Annotated in this window: 20 protein-coding genes; 10 read left to right on the top strand and 10 right to left on the bottom strand. The window is 52.5% G+C overall.

Annotated elements, in window-relative coordinates:
* Positions 1-56: 56 nt before the first annotated feature.
* On the top strand, positions 57-1070 hold the full coding sequence (gene moaA, locus ACTHPM_RS22625; RefSeq protein ID WP_440397718.1) for a GTP 3',8-cyclase MoaA: 1014 nt from the start codon (positions 57-59) through the stop codon (positions 1068-1070).
* A 306-nt stretch (positions 1071-1376) separates the two neighbouring features.
* Positions 1377-2192 carry a formate/nitrite transporter family protein gene (locus ACTHPM_RS22620; RefSeq protein WP_440397717.1) on the top strand — a complete coding sequence of 272 codons (816 nt, stop codon included), beginning with the start codon at positions 1377-1379 and terminating at the stop codon, positions 2190-2192.
* On the opposite strand, the gene ACTHPM_RS22615 is transcribed toward ACTHPM_RS22620, so the two are convergent.
* The gene (locus ACTHPM_RS22615) at positions 2189-3079 is read right to left on the bottom strand and encodes a LysR family transcriptional regulator (protein ID WP_440397716.1); all 891 of its coding nucleotides are present in this window, start codon (positions 3077-3079) and stop codon (positions 2189-2191) included. The genes ACTHPM_RS22620 and ACTHPM_RS22615 overlap by 4 nt on opposite strands.
* A gap of 272 nt (positions 3080-3351) precedes the next feature.
* Between ACTHPM_RS22615 and ACTHPM_RS22610 the strand changes: the two genes are divergently transcribed.
* Positions 3352-4383, top strand: a complete 1032-nt coding sequence (locus ACTHPM_RS22610; protein ID WP_440397715.1) for a YeiH family protein — start codon at positions 3352-3354, stop codon at positions 4381-4383.
* A 52-nt stretch (positions 4384-4435) separates the two neighbouring features.
* Here the strand turns inward: ACTHPM_RS22610 and ACTHPM_RS22605 are convergent, their stop codons facing one another.
* Both ACTHPM_RS22605 and ACTHPM_RS22600 read right to left on the bottom strand, forming a co-directional pair.
* Complete coding sequence (locus ACTHPM_RS22605) at positions 4436-4831, bottom strand: hypothetical protein (RefSeq protein WP_440397714.1); 396 nt, start codon at positions 4829-4831, stop codon at positions 4436-4438.
* A 145-nt stretch (positions 4832-4976) separates the two neighbouring features.
* Positions 4977-5147, bottom strand: coding sequence for a hypothetical protein (locus ACTHPM_RS22600; RefSeq protein ID WP_440397713.1), 171 nt, complete (start codon positions 5145-5147; stop codon positions 4977-4979).
* Positions 5148-5371: 224 nt separating this feature from the next.
* Here ACTHPM_RS22600 and ACTHPM_RS22595 point away from each other — a divergent pair, with 224 nt between their 5' ends.
* Positions 5372-7276 (top strand): ATP-binding protein, encoded by a 1905-nt coding sequence (locus ACTHPM_RS22595; protein WP_440397712.1) that lies wholly within the window; start codon positions 5372-5374, stop codon positions 7274-7276.
* 66 nt (positions 7277-7342) lie between these two features.
* On the opposite strand, the gene ACTHPM_RS22590 is transcribed toward ACTHPM_RS22595, so the two are convergent.
* The gene (locus tag ACTHPM_RS22590) at positions 7343-7531 is read right to left on the bottom strand and encodes a hypothetical protein (protein ID WP_440397711.1); all 189 of its coding nucleotides are present in this window, start codon (positions 7529-7531) and stop codon (positions 7343-7345) included.
* Positions 7532-7759: 228 nt separating this feature from the next.
* On the opposite strand from ACTHPM_RS22590, the gene ACTHPM_RS22585 reads away from it, so the two are divergent.
* Positions 7760-10303 carry a beta-mannosidase gene (locus ACTHPM_RS22585; RefSeq protein WP_440397710.1) on the top strand — a complete coding sequence of 848 codons (2544 nt, stop codon included), beginning with the start codon at positions 7760-7762 and terminating at the stop codon, positions 10301-10303.
* Between the two features lie 113 nt (positions 10304-10416).
* Here ACTHPM_RS22585 and ACTHPM_RS22580 read toward each other — a convergent pair whose 3' ends face one another.
* Entirely contained in the window at positions 10417-11544 is a 1128-nt protein-coding gene (locus ACTHPM_RS22580) for a GNAT family N-acetyltransferase (RefSeq protein WP_440397709.1), read from the bottom strand.
* Between the two features lie 308 nt (positions 11545-11852).
* On the opposite strand from ACTHPM_RS22580, the gene ACTHPM_RS22575 reads away from it, so the two are divergent.
* Positions 11853-13406: a potassium/proton antiporter gene (locus ACTHPM_RS22575; protein WP_440397708.1), complete on the top strand. Its 1554-nt coding sequence runs from the start codon at positions 11853-11855 to the stop codon at positions 13404-13406.
* A 78-nt stretch (positions 13407-13484) separates the two neighbouring features.
* Here ACTHPM_RS22575 and ACTHPM_RS22570 read toward each other — a convergent pair whose 3' ends face one another.
* Entirely contained in the window at positions 13485-13844 is a 360-nt protein-coding gene (locus tag ACTHPM_RS22570; RefSeq protein ID WP_440397707.1) for a DUF1634 domain-containing protein, read from the bottom strand.
* Positions 13841-14671, bottom strand: coding sequence for a sulfite exporter TauE/SafE family protein (locus tag ACTHPM_RS22565; RefSeq protein ID WP_440397806.1), 831 nt, complete (start codon positions 14669-14671; stop codon positions 13841-13843). The genes ACTHPM_RS22570 and ACTHPM_RS22565 overlap by 4 nt, the downstream gene beginning before the upstream one ends.
* A 235-nt stretch (positions 14672-14906) precedes the next feature.
* On the opposite strand from ACTHPM_RS22565, the gene ACTHPM_RS22560 reads away from it, so the two are divergent.
* Positions 14907-15362, top strand: coding sequence for an Lrp/AsnC family transcriptional regulator (locus ACTHPM_RS22560; protein WP_440397706.1), 456 nt, complete (start codon positions 14907-14909; stop codon positions 15360-15362).
* 114 nt (positions 15363-15476) lie between these two features.
* Positions 15477-16328, top strand: coding sequence for an EcsC family protein (locus ACTHPM_RS22555; protein WP_440397705.1), 852 nt, complete (start codon positions 15477-15479; stop codon positions 16326-16328).
* Between the two features lie 86 nt (positions 16329-16414).
* Here the strand turns inward: ACTHPM_RS22555 and ACTHPM_RS22550 are convergent, their stop codons facing one another.
* The 3 genes from ACTHPM_RS22550 to ACTHPM_RS22540 form a co-directional block, all read right to left on the bottom strand.
* On the bottom strand, positions 16415-17680 hold the full coding sequence (locus ACTHPM_RS22550) for an MFS transporter (protein ID WP_440397704.1): 1266 nt from the start codon (positions 17678-17680) through the stop codon (positions 16415-16417).
* A gap of 166 nt (positions 17681-17846) precedes the next feature.
* Complete coding sequence (locus tag ACTHPM_RS22545; RefSeq protein WP_440397703.1) at positions 17847-18548, bottom strand: AIM24 family protein; 702 nt, start codon at positions 18546-18548, stop codon at positions 17847-17849.
* Positions 18549-18581: 33 nt separating this feature from the next.
* Positions 18582-19034 carry a hypothetical protein gene (locus tag ACTHPM_RS22540; protein ID WP_440397702.1) on the bottom strand — a complete coding sequence of 151 codons (453 nt, stop codon included), beginning with the start codon at positions 19032-19034 and terminating at the stop codon, positions 18582-18584.
* A 299-nt stretch (positions 19035-19333) separates the two neighbouring features.
* On the opposite strand from ACTHPM_RS22540, the gene ACTHPM_RS22535 reads away from it, so the two are divergent.
* Both ACTHPM_RS22535 and ACTHPM_RS22530 read left to right on the top strand, forming a co-directional pair.
* Positions 19334-19495, top strand: a complete 162-nt coding sequence (locus tag ACTHPM_RS22535; RefSeq protein WP_440397701.1) for a hypothetical protein — start codon at positions 19334-19336, stop codon at positions 19493-19495.
* Between the two features lie 371 nt (positions 19496-19866).
* Complete coding sequence (locus tag ACTHPM_RS22530) at positions 19867-20565, top strand: hypothetical protein (RefSeq protein ID WP_440397700.1); 699 nt, start codon at positions 19867-19869, stop codon at positions 20563-20565.
* Positions 20566-20650 lie beyond the last annotated feature (85 nt).

The raw sequence follows: 20650 nt of genomic DNA, 5'->3' as shown, positions 1-20650 counted from the left end.
CCGCATAGGCTGGGCCTTATGGGACTAATTTTGCGCACAGAAATGGAGTGAGCATCATGGAAACCAATGATTATTACAAGCGTGTACTTCGGGACCTGCGGATTTCTGTGACGGACCGCTGTAATTTCCGGTGCCGGTACTGCATGCCGGAGGAAATTTTTAATAAAGATTATGCTTTCCTGTCCCGCGACCATATTCTTTCTGTCGACGAAACGGTGCGAATCGCGCGGATTTTCGCGCGTCTTGGCGTACAGAAAATGCGGATAACAGGCGGGGAGCCCATACTGCGCAAGGAACTGCCTGAAATTATCGCCGGCATTTCGCAAATCGAAGGAATTAAGGATATTGCCCTGACGACCAATGGAAGCCTGCTCGCCAAACAGGCGGGCAAGCTGAAAGCCGCGGGATTGATGCGCGTGGCGGTCAGTCTGGACGCTTTGGATGACGAGACGTTCATGAAGATGAACGGCGGCAAGGCCAGCGTGCAGCAGGTGCTCGAAGGCATTGATGCGGCTGCGGAAGCCGGGCTGCTCGTGAAGATCAACATGGTGGTGCAAAAGGGTGTAAATGAGCATGCCCTGCTGCCGATGGTCCGCTATTTTCGCGAAAAAGGCCACATCCTGCGCATGATCGAATATATGGACGTCGGCAATACGAATGGCTGGGACTGGAAGCAGGTCGTCAGCAAGAAGGAGATCGTGGAACGCATCGGGGAACAATTCCCGCTCGAGCCCGTGGATCCCAATTATTCGGGCGAGGTGGCTTCGCGCTTCCGGTTCAAGGATGGCCAAGGCGAAATCGGCGTCATTTCCTCCGTGAGCGACGCCTTTTGTTCGACCTGCACGCGGGGCAGACTGTCCGCGGATGGGATGTTTTATACCTGCCTCTTCGCTACCAAAGGGCATGATCTGCGCAAACTGCTGCGTTCAGAAGCGGATGATGAAGCGATTATGAAGGAAATTGTGTCCATATGGGAAGGACGTCATGACCAATACTCCTTGGAGCGCGGAACGGAAAACGGGAATCGCACCGGGGGAGCCAAGGTGGAAATGTCTCGGATCGGCGGGTAGTTTATGGCGCCTGACTGTAGTGGCAACCCCAAACTTTGTGTTTGTGTTCACATTGTTGACAAAAATTGATCCTGTGTTATCATGTGTATGAAATGTCATAGCAATGGAGGGGCTGTAGGTGTTGCAGCTGCTCTATTGATTAACATGAACGTGTGATTGAGTTCGATGCTCCTATAGGAAACGGGTAGGAGAATTAACCGGCACAAATCATTCTTTTTCGTATTCTGGCGAAGAGAAGGTTTGGTGGCGGTTTTTTTGTTATGTTTTTGTGCTTGAACATGTGAAATTTTTTTTGGAGGAATGAATATGTCATCGTTTTACTCACCGCAGCAAATCAAAGACATTGCTGTTGAAACCGGAGAAAAGAAAGCTAAATTGTCTCTGTCCGCCCTATTGGTGCTGGGCTTCCTGGCAGGGGCGTTCATCGCTCTCGGCTTTTTGCTCGATATCCGTGTCATCGGCACCGCGCCGAAGGAATGGGGCTCCGTGGCGGGCTTCCTTGGCGCAGCCGTGTTCCCTGTGGGACTCATCCTCACCGTGCTTGCCGGCGGCGAACTTCTGACAGGCAACATGATGACTCTCCCCATGGCTTGGTTTGCGCGTAAAATCGGCTTCGGCTCCGTACTCAAAAACTGGATTATCGTGACCATTGCCAACTTTGTGGGTGCCGTGTTCGTGGCTTATTTCTTCGGGCATATCGTGGGCTTGACCGAGGGAGCCTTCCTGGCCAAAACAGCAGCCATTGCGAACGCCAAGATCGGCGATTCGTTCGGACAGGCCTTCGTGTCCGCGATCGGCTGCAACTGGCTCGTATGTCTTGCCGTATGGCTCGCTTACGGCGCGAAGGACTTTTCCGGTAAAATCGCCGGCATCTGGTTCCCGGTTATGGCTTTCGTGGCCATCGGCTTCCAGCACGTTGTCGCGAATATGTTCGTCATTCCGGCCGCGATTTTCGCCGGAGAAATGACTTGGGGACAATACTTCCCGAACTTCAGCGCCGTATTCCTCGGCAACCTGGTCGGCGGAGCGTTGTTCGTTGCCGGCGCCTACTTTGTCGCTTACCGCCAGCCTGCTGGCTCGGCTGCCCTTCTGAAGCATCAGGAAAGCCATAAATCAGCTTAAAGGGATTGCACGTTTTGAATCAACGCCTGTATAAACTTCAACACCGCCATGACAGCCGGTTCGTCCTTGCTCTGCAGCAGGGACAGATCCCGGCTGATTTTCATTCCGCGGATCGGGATTTCGCGCAGCTCGCCGCTCTCCAGCTCCTTGCGGACGACCCAGCGCGATAGCAGGGCGATGCCGAGGCCGCAAGCCACGGCTTCCTTCACGCCCTGACTGCTGTTGAACACAAAGCTGCGCGTGACCGTCAGTGCTCCGTCCTGGATCAGCCGGTCGCTGTAGGCGCGGGTGCCTGAACCGGTTTCCCGCGTCACCCATACCCGGTTCTGAAGCTGACTCAGGTCCACGCTTTTGTCCGAAGCAAGGGGATGATCCGGGGAGGCGATCAGGACCATTTCATCCTTCATGAAAGCGGTGACCTGAAGGTCTTTGGCATCCACCCGGCCTTCGACCAGACCGATATGGAAACGTCCGGCCCGGATATCCTGCAAAATATTGTCCGAATTGCTGATATGCACCTGCACGTCCACGAGCGGGTACTGCTGGGCAAATTCCGCAAGCACCCTCGGCAGGATATATTCCCCGATGGTGAAGCTTGCCCCCATGTACAAAGATCCGGTGACCTCATCCCTCAGCATATGTATATCCTGTTTGGCTTCATCATACATGGCGAGAATCTGCTGGGCCTTGCCGAAGAGGATTTCTCCGGCCTCGGTCAGCTTCACGAGCTTGGGCGAACGATGCATCAGCTTGGTGCCCAGCTCATTCTCCAGATTGCGAATATGGAGGCTTACGCCAGGCTGCGACAGGTTCAGCAGCTTCGCAGCCTGGGAGAAATTCCGCTGCTCGGCAACGGTGACAAACACTTTTAATGTATCCGTGATCATGATGAGCTACCTCCGCTGCAGCTTCCCGGGACAACCCGTATTGTTATGGGTACCCCTTACGCAGGCATTGTACCATAGATGGCCTGACGATATAAATGAACAAAATCCTTTTGTCTTCAATAAGATGCGCCTGGCGCGGGAATCCTCTTAATCATAAGTTATCCTCATCTTAGGCATAGCAAATCGGTATTTCACTTCCTGAGCTGTCAATTCTATAGTGAGCTTATGAAGGGAAGACAACTGAGCTTGGACAAAAGGGGATGCATGGCTACATGATATCAAGAGAATCTGCAGTACCGCGCAGAAAGAGAAAGACTAACGCGTTCATTTTAGGGATTGGACTTACGTTGATCTTATCGCTGTTGGCCAAAGGCTTATCGCTGTTTCCGTTCCTCAGCATCATGGGCCAGCTGGTTCTGGCCATCATTCTGGGGATGATTTATAAGGCTTCGGTCGGCGTGCCTGAATATATCATGCCCGGGGTTTCGTTCTCCAACAAAAAGCTGCTCCGTTTCGGGATTATCCTGCTCGGCATGCGCCTGAATCTGATGGACATCGCTCATGCGGGACCCAAGGTCGTTCTGCTGGCAGCGATCAACATTACGGTGACGATCTTTATCGTTTACGGGCTAGCAAGGTTGTTAAAAGTAGACCGCACGATGTCGCTGATGACGGCATGCGGAACAGCGATTTGCGGTGCGGCGGCCGTCGTCGCCATTGCGCCGCTGATCAAGGCCAAGGATCGTGAAACGGCGGTCAGCGCCGCCACGGTCGCTATTCTAGGAACATTGTTCACCCTGGTGTATGTGGGTTTGTATCCTTTTCTTGGGCTTACACCGAAGGGGTATGGGGCTTTTGCCGGAGGTACGCTGCACGAGGTGGCCCATGCGATTGCTGCGGCCGCGCCGGGCGGCAAGGAAGCCGAGGATATGTCTGTGATCGTCAAACTGACGCGGGTAGCGCTGCTCGTTCCCGTTTCCCTCTGCGTGGGATACTGGGCAAGCCGCAGAGCGGAAGAAGAGACGCACGGGAAAAGCAAAATTCAAATTCCTTGGTTCGTTCTCGGTTTTCTGGCCATGAGCGCGGTCAACTCGCTCGGGATCATTCCGCACGCCGTAACCGCGCAGATCATCAATCTCGCCTACATTTTGATTGCCATGGCGATGGCGGGGCTTGGACTGAACGTCGATTTCGCTTTCTTCCGCCGGAACGGGGTGAAACCATTTGCCGCCGGGCTGCTGGGTTCGGTCATCCTCGCTCTCCTGGGTTTTGGCCTGATCCATTTGCTGGGGTTCGCATCCTGAGAATCAAAAACGGACACCGTCCCCGGTGTCCGTTTTTGTGTGTTGTGATCCTTTATTCCGAATCATCACCGTCATATCCATTGATCAAATCCGTTCCGTGCATATCTTCAACCGCAGCCGAGGGGTCGACCGGACTGTCCTCCTGGATCTCGTCGGCGTCCGGAACGTCCTCGAGCGGAGCGTCCTCATCGCTTGCGACATCGGCTGAAGCCGGGTCCATCGAAGCCTCGTCCATTCCCGGTGTCCGGGTTCCAAGCTGAGGGCTCATCTCGGAGCGGGTGTAGAACTCCACGTCAGCTTCGCTAGGTTCGCGGGAAATGCTTTGAACCGTCTGCGTATTCACTTCTCGAAAGTCATCTTCCGGAAGCACGTCCTCTGGTGCATGGTCACCGGCGTTTTCGTACCGTTCGTAAGCCAGATCGGCTTCGGTTTTATAAGGTTCAGGCATGGTTCTTCAGCTCCTTCGATTATGATATGATACTTTACCCTTACCCTAAACTGACCAGAATAAACCTGGTGACCAACAGGATAAAAAAGGAATAAAAAACCGAGGCTCTGGGCCCCGGAAACAGATGGCTGCTCTTCGTTGTACATTAAAATTTAGGGAATACATACCGGATCAGGAAGTAGAGAAAACCGAAAAAAATGATGATGTAGGCAGCGTACTTGATAAAAGTAGCGGCGACGAGACTGGAATCTGACTTTTTATGAACCTCTGTCCGGTCCACTTCCACGTTTTGCTGATAGGGTTCGCGATCACGCATAGTCGTTTCTCCTCCTTCGCGTCAATTTTCAGGAAATTTGTTCCGCTTGGTACATTTATAAACAAAGGACTTATCGCTGAAACAGCGACGAATCCTATTTAGAGATGATGATTTTTAAAATAGAGAAATTGCGAAAAATGTCGATTTATTACATAATGAATCCAGAGATTGTAAGGCAGCAAGAAGCATGGAAACGGATGACAAAAGACTACCTGGGGTGTTCTATGAGAGTTGCATTCAAAACGGCCTGTATGCTATCGCTTGCCATGATTATTTTCACGGTGTGTGGTTCTGTCATGGCTTCTGCCTCTTCGGTGACGGACTTCAAGCCCGCGACGGGGTGGGAATTTACATGGCAGCAGCCCGGCCAAGGCCCGGCCCGAGCGTCGGATCCGGTTCAGGACCCGGGATGGCGAAGGCTGAAGTCCCTTGACGAACTGCCGTTAAACGATAGAAAAGCGAGGGAGGCATGGTATAAAGCCGTCCTGCCCAAGCTGAACAGCGGCATGTCCGGGCTGCTTCTTGAAAAGGTTCACGGACAGCGCATCGCCATTTACCTGGATGACCAGAAGGTGCTCGAACAGCAGCGCGGCTATATGTTCGACCTGACTGAGGTATTGCTGCCGCTTCGCGAAGAAGACGCAGGCAAAACGCTGCGCATACAAGTGCAGACCGTCAAGGATCAGATCGGCATCGAGGGAAAGGTGCTGGCGGGGGATTACCAGTCCCTGCTCAAACGGTACGCGAGTGCCCATTTGGATGACCTTGTGCTGGGGAGCTCGATGATTTTTCTCGGCCTGGTCATGATCATAGCCGCTTTGTTCATGCGAAAAAGCCAGCTTGGCAGCTGGCTGGCATTAACGCTCGTTCTATTGTCGATCGGTACGTTGATTCTGACCTATTCGCCTCTATTATACGGATTATATAACGATAACGGACAGGCGTTTCTGATCCTATACGACGCCGCTATGTTTACGCTGCTGCCGTCCATGAGCTATTATTTCGAAAAATCCGTCGGCGCGGGCTACAGGCAGTCGATCAGGCACTTTCGCAGATTTCAGACGTTGTATTCCCTGCTATGCCTCCTGTTCATGATCGTGAATCTGCTGATGGATGACCGCTACTTCCGGTTGTATTATTTTTTCTCGGTCAGGGTGCTCGGCTTTATCATCATTGCGCAGATCCTCCTGATCGTCGCGAGCTCTATTGGATACATCGTCAAAGGCAGCAGGGATGCGCTTATTTTCACCCTGGGGTTCGCCTTATTCGGATTAACTGTTGTCATTGAGATGATATACTTCATGGCAAGCGGCGGGAATTATGAGCTGTATTGGTGGAAGTGGGCGGTCCTCGGTTTTGCGATTGCGCTGATTGCCGTCCTGGGACAGAAATTCGCCGAGAACCACCGTCAGATTCTCGTGTATTCCAAGGAGCTTGAAATGTTCAACATGGAGCTGCAGCGATCGGAGAAAATGGAAATCATCAGCGAGCTGGCCGCGTCGGTGGCGCATGAGGTGCGCAATCCGCTGCAGGTGACCCGGGGCTTCCTGCAGCTTCTGCTCAGCAAATCGGAGCGCAAGGATCGGGAGTATCTTACGCTTGCGCTGAAAGAGCTGGACCGGGCTTCGGGCATTATTACCGACTTTTTGACCTTTGCCAAGCCGGAGATGGATCAGGTGCAGCTGCTGGAGCTCTCGGAAGAATTCCGCCATATCGAGGGCATTCTCATCCCGCTTGCGAATTTCCAGGGCAGCAAAATGACGTCAAGAATCCCCAAGCATTTATACATTGAGGGAAACTCATCGAAATTGAAGCAGGCATTCATCAACATCATCAAAAATAGCATCGAAGCGCTCCATGAGGCGGGTCAGGTCCATATTTGGGCGTACACCGAGCAGGACGATGTCGTCATTCATGTGCAGGATAACGGCGAGGGCATGGAGCCGGCGGAGATCGCGAGGCTTGGCGAACCGTATTTTTCCAACAAAACGAAGGGCACAGGCCTTGGACTTATGGTGACGTTCCGGATCATCGAGGCGATGAAGGGGGACATGAAGTTTTACAGTGAGAAAGGGGTCGGAACGGAGGTAATCGTCCGATTCCCGGCCGCAAGCGGCGAACATGAATAACAATGATCGAATAAGAATATACGCAAAATGGCGCCTGCTGTCCCAGCGGCGTCATTTTTGCGTGCTCTAGACCAGTACCTCGGTATTGCCTTGGTTCTGCAAATCCCTCCAGGCCAAGTAAAGACTGATCATGGCGGCAACCAAAAACAAAAATGCGGAAAGAAAGGCAAGCTGCTTCATTTGATTGGGGCTTAATCTTTGGTTTCTTGTACTTTGCCTCTGCTGGTTCATGCTTCTTGTTTTAACTGGCTTCACATGTAGACACTCCTTTGAATGCAGCGGCTTGTGCATTGATAACCTGACTCACTCACGAAAGGTGTATTGTGATCTCATTGTAGGTTATGTCTGCTATCAGATTACCGTTCCGATTTAGAAACAAAAATAGACAGACTTTTTAAATTGAATTTCAATTGTTATTTTAGTTATATAAATATATACTAACAAATATAACTAATGAAGAACTAATATCCACAGGAGGACATCATGCGCAAAAGTAAATGGAAAGTAAGCGATTGGAGCTTCAAGGCTTGTCTGGACGAAGAGTGGATGAAGGCTAAGGTTCCGGGATGCGTACATACTGATCTGCTGGCAAACGGAAAGATTCCCGATCCTTTTTACGGAACGAGTGAAAAAGAGGTTCAGTGGGTTGATAAACAGGACTGGGAATACGAGAGCAGATTCGATCTGACGGATGAACTGCTGAGACTTCCGCGGCTCGAGCTTGTTTTCAGCGGGCTGGATACGTATGCGGATGTAACCGTTAACGGTCATCAGATCTTAAGCACCGATAATATGTTCCGTACGTGGAAAGCCGACGTGAAATCGCTGCTCAGAAGCGCAGGGAACCATATCCATATCCGCTTCCGCTCCCCCGTGAAGGAGGACCTGCCCAAGCTTGAAGAGCTGGGTTATCCGCTTCCTGCCGCCAATGACCAGTCGGATGTGGGCGGTCTTGACGAGAAGCGGATCAGCGTGTTTGCCCGCAAAGCGCCGTATCATTACGGTTGGGACTGGGGGCCGCGGTTCGTTACCAGCGGCATATGGCGGGAAGTGTGGATCGAAGGCTGGGAAGACAGCCGGATTGAGAATCTGTTCATCGAACAGCTGGAGGTTACGGCGGAAGAGGCCAGGCTGAAAGCCGTGATCGAAATCGAGAGCGAAGCGGAAGGGGAGGCCGTGATCCGTCTTCGGACGGGCGACATGGTTTGGGAACAACAAACAGTGCTCCAGCGCGGGATCCAGCTTGCCGAGCTGCCGTTTGTCATTCCGAATCCCAAGCTGTGGTGGTGCAGGGGGCTCGGGGAGGCCCACCTGTACGAGTTTGGGGCTGAACTTCTCCGGGGTGAAACCGTGACCGCAGCCAAAGCGGTGAAGACGGGCCTGCGTTCAGCCAAGCTGGTCCGGGAGCAGGATGTGAGAGGAAGGACGTTTTATGTCGAGCTGAACGGTGTCCCCGTCTTTGCGAAAGGCGCTAACCATATTCCGAACGACAGCTTCATTACGGAGGTTACTGAAGAGCGTTACCGCCACGAGATCGCGACCGCCGCGGCTTCTAACATGAACATGCTCCGCGTCTGGGGCGGAGGCATCTATGAGCAGGACGTGTTCTATGACCTGTGTGATGAATATGGGCTCATGGTGTGGCAGGATTTCATGTTCGCCTGCAGCATGTATCCGGGGGATGAGCCGTTTCTGAACAATGTCCGCGCGGAAGCGGAGGAGAATGTGAAGCGTCTCCGCAACCATCCATCGATCGTTTTATGGTGCGGCAACAACGAAATCGACACGGCCTGGTCCCACTTTAATGAAAAGGGAGGCTGGGGCTGGAAGCAGAACTATACGCAGGATATCCGCGAGAAATTGTGGAGCGATTATGAAAAAATATTCCACGATATCCTGCCGGGAGCCATTGCCGAATTTGCACCGGGCGCCGCGTACTGGCCCTCTTCGCCTATGATCGATCAAACGGGAGACAGTGGTCAGCATGCGACGAACGACTCCACGGCCGGCGATATCCATTATTGGGGCGTATGGCATAATGTGGAGCCGTTCGAGAATTACAATATATATGTCGGACGTTTCATGAGCGAATACGGATTCCAGTCCTTCCCCGAATACCGTTCCGTGCGCCGTTATGCGGAGGAAAGCGACTTGCAGCTCGAATCGCCTGTCATGCTGGCTCACCAGAAGAACGGCCAAGGCAACCGCTTGATTAAGCAGTACATGGATATGTACATGAACCAGCCCAAGGATTTCCCCTCCTTTTTGTATATGAGCCAGGTCCTTCAAGCGGATGCGATGACGACGGCGATCGAGGCACACCGCCGCCGGAAGCCGTACTGCATGGGCACGCTCTATTGGCAGATGAACGACTGCTGGCCGGTCGCGTCCTGGGCGGGCATGGATTACTTTGGAAGATGGAAGGCGCTGCAGTATGCAGCCAAGCGCAGCTTCCGGGACATTTCATTATCCATTGACGGAACGCAGGAAGGGAAATTGGATTTTTACGTCATTTCCGATGTGCTTAAGCCGGTATCCGGCATAGTACACATTCAGGTATTGAATATGAATGGGGCCGTTCTGAAAGCAATGAGCGAACCGTTCGCCATGGAGCCGAACACGTCGGCAAAGGTATTCACGGCAGCCGTAGGGCAGTTGCTGCAGGGCGCAAGCACCCAGGATACATTCGTACTTGCCCGGCTGGAAGCGGCCGGTGAGATGGTTGACACGAAGCTTCACTATTTCGTACCGGTGAAGGAGCTTGCATTGGAAGCGCCGGACATCGAGATTCGGGAAGAGGAGGGAAGCGACGGGACGGCATTCATCCTTCAAGCGAACAGGCTGGCCAAGCAGGTATGGATTTCCACGGAAACGGAAGGGTGCTTCAGTGATAACTTCTTTGATCTGGTTCCGGGCGTCCCCTGCAGGGTGCAGTTCTTGGCACGAACCGGTGATGCCGCCGCGTTCGCGCCTGCCGTTCCCGGTTCTGTTACCGTACAATCGATGACGGACTTTATCATCCTGTAATTCGCAGTTCGGTTTAAAAGATAGATTTTCTAACAACAACAGCCCCTGCCGGGAAATTCGGCAAGGGCTGTTGCTGCGTGTTGCTGGACATGCCGGCTTCTCCATTGCTGGCATTAAACGAAATGCAGGCCGGACATATACGGAAGCGCAAGGGTACGGAATGATTTCGGCGCCAGAGGCAAGAGCGGTGAATCCGGATCAAAGAGCAGCGATAGCAGTCCGTGATCATCGATCCGCTTCTCGTTTCTTCCATCGGTAATAAGATAGGTGCCGTCACTCTGAAGCTTGAGATAGCTGTCCAGGATCGGCGGAAGCAAAGGCGTGCACTGTGACAGCAGGGAGGCGGCATCGGCCATCCATACCGTTCCGCTGTTCCGTCCTTCCGTGATTGTTGCACCTGCTTGCTGAAGCTGTTTGAGCAGACGTTCCTGCTGCCAAGGGATCGGTAGAATCATCTCCTTTGCCGGGAAACGGTTTAACATCTCGGCAAACAGCAGCAAGCACCCATGAACATCGCCGGCCCATTCCACGGCGCGGGCAGGCTCGTCCGCGGAAGCGGTGCTTCTTTCTCCCCCATGCACGGCTCCGGCGGCGAAAGCCTGGATTTTTCCGTGCTTGATTGCGACAAGGGAGCAGGAGTCGAGTCGGTAAATATCCGGAATAGCTGCCGCGCCGAGCAGGGTGAGGAGCTGCGCAGGGCTTTGCTCATAGCCGGCCTGGGATGAGGCAAGGAGGCCGTGAACGGCAAAAATATCCTCGGGCCGCATGCTTCTGACAGTCCAGTCGTGATCCGATATGCCGTCTTGAAGGGAGGCGGCGATGGAAGGGGTCAGGGACGCGTACCGGATCCGGCCAAAATATTGACAGCCTGCGCGCATGTAAAGGGTTCGGTCCCCGGATACGAAGACAAGAGAAGCACCGGCACGTTTGGCGTGCTGCATGCATGCTTCCAGCAGGCTGCTTGCGATATTTTGTCCGCGGTAGTCGGGATGGGTGCACACGGAGCCTAGACCGAATACGTTCAAGCAGGCGCTGCCTACCCGAATCACTTCCGGCACCATGCCCATAAATGCGATCATTCGGCCCTCCTCCGTAAAAGCCGCATAAGATTGGCTGATGCCCGGCTGAAACAAAGCTGGAAATATGGCCCCCATGGACTGCTGCTCGGGCTGACGGAATACAAAATCGGACAAGGCTTGCGCCTCTTCAAGCTCATGGGGTACAACGCTTCGGATGATCATCAGTTTCGCCTCCAGATGCTTATTTACATTCTTTTTTTTCAGTATAAAGGGAAGGGGAAAGCAAAAGCCATCATGCATTTTGAATATCATCCCAAAAGGCGGTGACAATGCAAGGATAGGTGAAGCCGGGAGGCCGGGAATAAAATGGAATCCGATAGGAAAATGTACTGAGGTGGCCGCGGTTTTGGCAGATAGGGGAGGGCTACCGCATGCAGTCCGGGTTTGTAACGAGGACCGGAATGGTTATATATATAATGGATTGTTCAAAATGAAATGGCATGTATTCTATTTTTAAAGAGGCGAGGCTTTTGGAATCTACGACACTCATTAATTCGCTGGTCCTGCTTATGGCAGGCTTGCTGCTGGTTGGCGTGCTGACCACCAAATTCTCATCCCGGTTCGGCATGCCCGCGCTTGTACTGTTTATCGTGGTCGGGATGGTGCTGAACCGGTTTGTCTATTTCGATAATGCGTTCATTACACAGATTGTCGGCATTCTTGCGCTCATCGTGATTCTGTTCGAGGGCGGGATGCAGACCAAATTCGAGCATATCAAGCCGGTCATCGGCTCCGCTCTTTCGCTTGCGACCGTTGGCGTCCTGTTGACCGCAGCCGTCGTCGGCATCGCAGCCAAATACGTGCTCGGTTTATCCTGGACGGAGGGATTTCTGGTCGGCGCGATCGTCGGCTCTACGGATGCGGCTGCCGTGTTCTCGGTCCTGGGCGGCAAGAACATCAAGAAGCGCCTGACCTCCACCCTCGAGGCAGAGTCGGGAAGCAATGATCCGATGGCGATGTTTCTGACCATATCCCTGATCGAGTTTTTTGAGAATCCGGACATGTCCATTCTTAAATTGATCTTCTCTTTTATATGGGAGATGGGAATCGGCCTGGTCCTCGGCCTGCTGATTGGCCGGCTGGCAGTGTATGTCATCAACAAAATCAATTTCGATTCCTCGGGCCTCTATCCGGTCATGGCTCTTGGCTTTGCCGTTCTTTCGTACAGCGGCACCTCGGTCATCGGCGGCAGCGGACTGCTTGCCGTCTATGTGACCGCGATCGTCATGGGGAATTCCGAGCTCGCTTACGGCAGGTCCATCATGCACTTTAATCAGGGGTTCGGGTGGATGATGCAGATCGTCATGTTCGTCCTTCTTGGCCTGCTCGCCTTTCCATCCGAACTTCCGTCCATCATTGGCCCAGGCCTCTTGCTGTCGCTGATCCTGATGCTGGTGGCGCGTCCGATCGGCGTCTTCATCAGCACGATCGCGATGAAGTTCTCTTTCCGTGAAAAAGCGCTCCTGTCCTGGGCGGGACTGCGCGGTGCGGTGCCGATCGTGCTGGCGACCTATCCGCTGCTGGCCCATATGGAGCATGGACGCCTCTTCTTCAACGTCGTTTTCTTCGTTGTGTTGACCTCGGCCATTATCCAGGGTGCGACTGTATCCCCCTTTGCGGAAAAATTGGGACTCGCGGGAGATCTTAAACCGTCGAATCCGTCACTGCTGGAGCTCACCGCCCACGGCAAGACCAAATCGGAAATCAACCATATCGAAGTCAATACCTCGATGGCGATTGCAGGCAAGGAAATCTCGGAATTGGATCTGCCTGAAGACATCCTGTTTACTGCGATCATCCGCAACGAGCAAATCATCGCCCCGCGCGGCAACACACGGATAGAAGTGGGAGATACGCTGTATATGCTGAGTCCGAAATCCAAGCGGATGCAGCTCAAAGCGATCCTGACTTCGCCGGCTCTCCCGGTCGTGCATTTGACGGAGGAGAAGCAGCCCTTGGATAAAGCGACCAATGTGCTGCCCCCGACGGAAGCCGTTCTTGAAAAAGAGAAAAACGAAGAATAGAAAAAGCCCGGGTCCTCTCCAGTTCAAGAGAGGCCCGGGTTATTTTCGTTTAAGTGCGGTTCGATTGGCCAAGGGAATTCAGGCTTTACCGAGGATAAAGCTGATAATCAGAATGACCAGCACGATGGATGTAATAATGACATACAGCTTGTCGCCTTCCCGGATGAAAACCCAGATGGAAATGGCGACGCGAAGCACCGGCGTCAGAATCAGCAGGATTAATCCGGTCGTAATGACGGCATACGGCTTGAACTGTACCGTTCCGTTAAAAATATCCGGCAGGCTGTGGGGATAGTCGTTACCCGGATATCCGCTTTCTCCCTGGATAAATAGAAGAACCAGCCCCAGGATAATGACGGCGGCACTGATGAACACACCGATCCGCAGCCAGCGGCTGACAGCGAGCTCGACATCCTGAATTTCGCTGTTATCGGTCATTTGCCTACCACCCCTTCATAAATCATTTGAAGCGCTACGTACAGCAGTACGGGGATGAACAGCATCCGGATCGTCTTGCTCTTCAGGCGCTGCATAATCTGGGCACCAATCGTGGCTCCGGCCAGTACGCCAAGCGCGACGGGACCGGCAATATGCGGGTCAATGTCGCCCCGCAGCAGGTATACGCCCGCACTCGCCGCAGCGGTTACGCCCATCATGAAGTTGCTGGTTGCGGTGGATACTTTCAGCGGCAGCTTCATGAAGACGTCCATGGCCATGACCTTAAAGCTGCCGCTGCCGATGCCGAGCAGGCCCGAGATGACCCCGGCTCCGTACATCACGCTGAAGCCTCCATAGACGTTGCCGACATGATAAGGGATCTGCTGCTGGATGGCTTTGTCATAGTAGCTTCCCCCAAGCTTCAGCTTGGCTGCGGTCGGATGCATTTGGACAAGCTCCTGCTGGTCGCCTTTCTTTTTCTTGATCATATTGATTGCTGAATAGACGAGCAGAAGCCCGAAGATGATATACAGCAGGTTAGGCGCGATCAGACCGCCGATGAAAGCGCCGGTGATGGCCCCAATGGTCGTGGCGATTTCCAGGAACATGCCCACGCGCAAATTGGTGATCCGGTCGCGGATGTAGGCGATCGCCGAGCCGCTCGAAGTCGCGATCACCGAGATAATGCTGGCTCCGATGGCATGCTCGATGCTGACACCGAACAGCAGCGTCAAGGCAGGAGTGACGATAATCCCTCCTCCAAGCCCCAGAACGGAGCCTACGATCCCGGCCAATATGGCGATCAGAAGGATTTCAAGCGAAAACATAACCAAGTCAATACACCTTCCTCTCAACAGCGTTACCGATTGCATTACACTCCGGCGTGCATGTAAACTATGAGTGCACACATCTGACAATCGGATGAAATACCGGTTTATTATACAACGATTGTATAATAAATTATATACATTCGGATATTAAATGCTGTTATTTTAATTACAATGTAAAGAATAAAGAGTTGAACACCCGTTAAGAAGCGCTGTGCGAAAAGGGGAGAAGCCTATGCGTTTTAACCAATTGGATGAAAAGGATGAATTGATTCTCAAGCATTTGCTGGATAACGGGCGGCTCAGCCATGCTGAACTCGGCCGGCTCGTTCATTTAACGAGAGCTGCTGTCAGAGAAAGGGTTAACAATCTGATGGAACAGGGAATTATCGATAAATTCACGGTGAGCGTGAACCCGCTGAAAGCAGGCAAGAGCATGTCCGTATATTTTGATATCGACGTTGAATGGAGCTTGCTTGAAGCCGTGGCGGAGCAGCTTCTCGCCGACGAGGAAATTACGAGCGTATATCAAATGAGCGGCGGTCCCCATCTGCATGTGCATGCGCTGATGGATGACCAGGAGCATGTCCAGCGCTACCTTCAACGGCTTCGGACGCTGAATGGCATTACGAACGTTCATAGCGAATTTTTGATCAAACGTTTCAAGGAAAGAGAAGGGCTGCTGATTTGACCGCAGGACAACGGGGCTTTTGTGAAAAGTATTTCCCGTCCTGATGATCATTACCCGCGAAGGCTTGAATTCAAGAGCCGCTGGTTATAACGGGGAACGGAAAGGAGTATGCTGATGGCTGCCAAAGAGGAAACCGCGTATTTAGTGGAGGAATTGAAGAAGATCGAGGCTTGGGAGAAGGATCAGAAGCAGGCATGGTTCTGGGAAAGGCTCAGCCGCCTCCCATTCATGCTCCTGGATCGGCTGACGCCAAAGCTGATTCGGGATAAGCTGGGGGATGCGCTTGGGGAAGTGGGGCGGTTTCTGCAAACGGGAGGCCAATACCTTGTACAGCAAAAAAGCGTGCTGAAGCTGCTGCAGGCGGCTTCGCAGAATCGGCAGGAGGCTGAAACCGCCCGCCAGGAGGATGCCGAATCCGGAAGCTTAGATGAGGATTTCACGCTGGAAAAAGCTGCGGATCTGCCCCTGTACATCATGGACCGGACCGCGGACGAACTGATCGGCCGCCGCGTCAAGTTTGCGGCAGCGCAGGGCGCAACGACGGGCGTAGGCGGGGTATTCACGCTGGCCGTCGACATTCCGATGGTCCTCGGCATGTCGCTGAAGGTGCTGCAGGAAATGGCCTTGTGTTATGGATACGACCCGCGGTCGGAGCAAGAGCGGGTATTCATCGTCAAATGCCTTCAGTTCGCGTCGGCGGATATCGTCGGCAAAAAGGCGGTGCTGGAGGAATTGGCCGCGTTCGAGGAGGACGGCAAGTCGCTGCAGGTATTTTCGCAGATTCAGGGCTGGCGCGAGGTCGTGCAGACTTACCGCGACAGTTTCGGCTGGAAGAAGCTGTTCCAGCTCGTACCGGTGGCAGGCATGTTTTTCGGCTCCATCAGCAATAAAGGAACCATCGAGGATGTGGCCGAAGCCGGAAGAATGCTGTACAGGAAACGGAGAATTGTTGCCAGGCTGAAATGATTCTCACACGAAAAGCCCTCCGGGCTCGTTCGCCGCTATTCGAAAGCGGCGGGCGGCCGGAGGGCTTTTAAGCATATGAAGTGCGTTTATTCCCCGTTATCGCTCGCCCAGCGGTTCAGAAGCTTATCCGAAGGCAGCAGGAAGGTGAGGATGCCGAGCAGCGGCAGAAAGCTGCAGAGGGTCATCACGGTATTTACACCCGCCAGATCGATCCATTTGCCCAGCACGAGCGCTCCCAGACCGCCCAGACCGAAGGCGAGACCGGTAATGAGCCCGGAGACCGTTCCGATTTTGCCGGGGAACAGCATTTGGGCGTAGACCACGGTCACCGAAAAGCTCGAAAAGACGATAAGGCCGATGAGGGCCAGCAGAACGCCAGCACCCCACAAACCCACATGCGGCAGCAGCAGAGCGAGCGGAGCGGCGAGGGCCATCGATCCGAAGATGATGTTCCGTTTGCCGAAGCGGTCGGCAAGCGGACCGCCGAAGAAGGTTCCGACCGCCCCTGCACCCAGGAAAAGAAAAATGAAAATTTGCGCATCGTTCACGCTTAATCCGTAATGGTCGATCAGGTAAAAAGGGAAAAAGGTGCTGATCGAGGAGCTATACCAGGACCGCACGAAGACGAGCACGATCAGCATTACGATGGCGAAGCGGATCTTGGAGCGTACCTCGGGCTTCAGCTGCCGCGCTGCTTTTTTCTTTTTGACCTGGGCGCCGCTTTGCAGCTTGCGGCCGTACCACCTTGCCACATAAATCTGGACCGCGATGCCTGCGCCGGCAACAAGCGTGAACCAGATGGCACCGAACAGCCCCAGCGGAATGAATATCCACATGGTCAGCATCGGTGCCAGCGATTGGCCGGCATTCCCGCCGACCTGGAAGATGGACTGCGCCAAGCCTCTGCGCGTGCCGGAAGCCATATGGGATACACGGGAGCCTTCCGGATGGAACGCAGCGGAGCCAAGGCCGACGAATATGACCGCCAGCAGTACGGCCGAGTATGTATCGGCGAAAGCGAGCAGGAGCATTCCGGTAAAGGTAAAGCCCATTCCGATCGGCAGCAGGGCTGGCGTCGGCTTGCGGTCAGCGAACCACCCGACGACAGGCTGCATGATCGAGGAGGTAAAGTTTATGGCAAAGGATATCCAGCCGATTTGCGTATAGCTGAGATGCATGGACGACCTCAGTATCGGAAAGATGGCCGGAATGACCGATTGAATCGAGTCGTTGAACAGATGTACGAGACTGATGGCGATCAGGATGCGAAAGACGGTGGCGCTCGCGTCGGAACCGGCAAGCGGCTTCCGGTCCTTTTGCGGTGCGGCGCTGTTCACGGTAGGGAAGGACATATAAACCTCCTGTTCAATTTATATAGATAAAATGAACTAAAGTTTGATTCTTCTTTCTTTAGTTCAATTTATATAGATAAAATGAACTAAAGTTTAAGTTTGCTTTCTTTAGTTCAATTTATAGATAAGGAGATTATATGTCAGTAAAAGGGGATGCGTATACCCTTTACTTGATAATGACCCCGCCAAACGGAATCACTTCACGTAAAATCCTTTTGAACAACCCGTCCGGATTCATCTCCTGCTGCAAGCGGCTGGACTGCTGCCCGGCATGAAACAGCACCGTCCCCTTTCCGGTAATTTTCCAGTGATAGTTCATATGCTGGCTGGCGAGTGTATTTCCGTAGACGGTCAGGTCGAGCTTGGCGTTTTCGGGATAGGCGACCAGGCATGCTGCATCGACATACAGCGGCTCCGAAGGATGAAGCTCGGTTTCATAGACCGCGCCTTCGGTCAGCAGCCCGATCGTACCCGTACCGGAAAATTTCATCTTCACGGCATCCTTGGTGATCAGCATATTTTTTACCTTCAATATTCGGGAGTGCATCTCGATCCCCGCGCTGTAGAAAAAGAGGTTCCGAAAATCATATAACAGGTCGCTGTGCGCTTCCAGTTCGACGGTCTTAATCGCGAATCCAGGAGGGACTGCTGCCGTAAACTGGCACGGGCCGCTCATATCCGCCTGAATCAGCCTTTTTTTGCGGTACATCCCCTTCATGTTCATCAGGCGGTCGCTGCGTCCGTCGGAAGGACCCCTGTAGGCAATGATCTGCTCGGGATGCAGAATATGCATCGTTTCCCCGCCGCCGAGCGAGAAATCGACTGCTTGTCCGTTTCCCCCACCGGATTCCCGGATTCTGATGTTCAAGCCGTTTCCCTTCCTTCTGTCATAATATGGATGCTATATCCGTGTCTTACGGTTGGAACGCCGCATCATGAACCGCAGCAGACGGATTCCGATAAAATAACCGGCTATGAGAACAATGACGGTAATGAGCATGATTTTGAATTTTTGGGCTTTGGCATCCTTTGCCTCGTTGACTTCCTTTAATTGATTCACCGTTTCGGCCAGCTGGCGGTTTTGCTCCACCAATTGCGCGTTTTGCTCCCGGAATGCCTTTGCGTTTTCCTTCGTCCGTTCCAGCTCATCCAGCGTCTCCTGATAGCTGTCCTTCAGTTGGTTGACCTGGCCCGGCAGGTCCGAAAATTTCTCGACTCCGTTATAAAAATCTTCAAAATAATTCGCGCTGGCCGGAGTACCGGATACCAGCAGGCTTCCGGCAACGATGCATAGGAGCATGCCGATTTTCAGCAGCGAACCAAAGTTATAAAGCTTCTTCGAATGTTTTTTCATATATTCACCACCTGCCGCATAGAATGGAACAAGCCTGGTAACTTTCATTACCCAAATGTTTGTGATGGATTGGTATACGGACCATCTCCGCCAAAGATTCAACGTTTAATAAATGCTCCCGAAGGGTATAAGTACTAAGTAGCCGTTCGTACCGGATCGCAAAGAATCCAAGCCCGTGACAGCAAAACAGGAATTCTTCTGAATAAAATAAAATAAACAGAACAAATAACATAGATTAGGCTTCAGACCGTATGGACTGCAGCACATGCTATGCATTGTTAAAAGGAGATCGTTCGAATATGGAAAAAGAACAACAATACAAAAAAATGCTGATTACCGTAAATGGAGAACCCGTAGGCAAAGAAATCTGGATCGACAGAATTACGTATGCACCCGTACTGGCGAGTGACTTGACGGCAGAAGCAGCCGGTTCCGACACCGAAACGGCTGCGATGAGCTGATTTTGTACCATAATATCATAACCAGGCGATAAAAACCCGCAATCCGTCAGGATTACGGGTTTTTTTGTCGTAAGGGAGAAACATGCAGCCTGAACTCATCGCCTAACTCGATTAAAACGTTTTTTCATAGGGCATTACAAAATTCGACATATCTTTTTATGTAGTTCTTATATACTAGAATGAGGTTTGATTAGGTCTTTGTGCGCATTTTATGGTGGATGGGAGGATGGCTGAAAAAAATCTTTAGACCATAGTTGGCAGTAAATATGATAAGATGTGAGAAATAATGAATGGGAACATATGTTCCGTGACACTATGCTGTCAGCCTATATTGGTACGATATAGAGATGACAAGAAAAGGGGTGAAATCCATGCAGTCAGGTATTCAGGATAATTTTACGTGGAACCGCAGCCATATCTTTGCAAGCGGCTCCAATCAAGTGATTTTATTGGTTGAGTGGTACGGGGGATCCTTACGTCAATCCAGAAAAAGAAGCACTCCCAAGCTGATCGCCCAAGATGTGCAGCTGCATTTATGGTTTGAACCGCAAGTTTCTTTGATCCGTGTTCATGGAGCGAAGGTGATGAAGAATCTGGGGCAGTCCGTCATGATTCCGCTTGGTCATCAATATGACGGGGTGAAGCAATTCATCGCCATCGAGCTTGCTCTTCAGCCTCAAAATGCCGGCATGCATGGAGTTTTGTCTGCGCAGTGGAAATTCAAGGAGAAGAACAAGGAACGCATTAAGGAACTTCCTGTCAAGGAATTATATATGAACTATACGTACCATACGGGACTTCTGCAGCAGCCGGAGAACTTTCATGTTCGCAAGCATGTGAAGCTTCTGGAAACCCAGAGCGTTCTGAAGGAAGCGATACATTTGTTTGAATATGGGCACCTCGAGCACGGAGAATGGCTGCTGCGGCGAAAAGGGGATGAGCTCTTAATCGAAGCGGCGCGTTTTACGGACGGGCGGCTGCTCGAAGAGGCGGACATGCTGTATCAGCTCAGCGAACATTATGTAAGCACCTACCGGAGCCGCAAAATTCTGAAAGCCAAAAACGGTTAACTTTCGAATTGAACGATGTTCAGTTCATTGACGCTCCCTTCTTTTCGTAACTTCGAAGAAACCAACCTGGTACAAAAGTCTTGAT

The sequence above is a fragment of the Paenibacillus sp. SAFN-054 genome (assembly GCF_051966755.1).
Classification (GTDB): domain Bacteria; phylum Bacillota; class Bacilli; order Paenibacillales; family Paenibacillaceae; genus Paenibacillus_AQ.
Note: the sequence above shows the minus strand (reverse complement) of the source record. Positions and strands in the feature narration are given on the sequence as shown.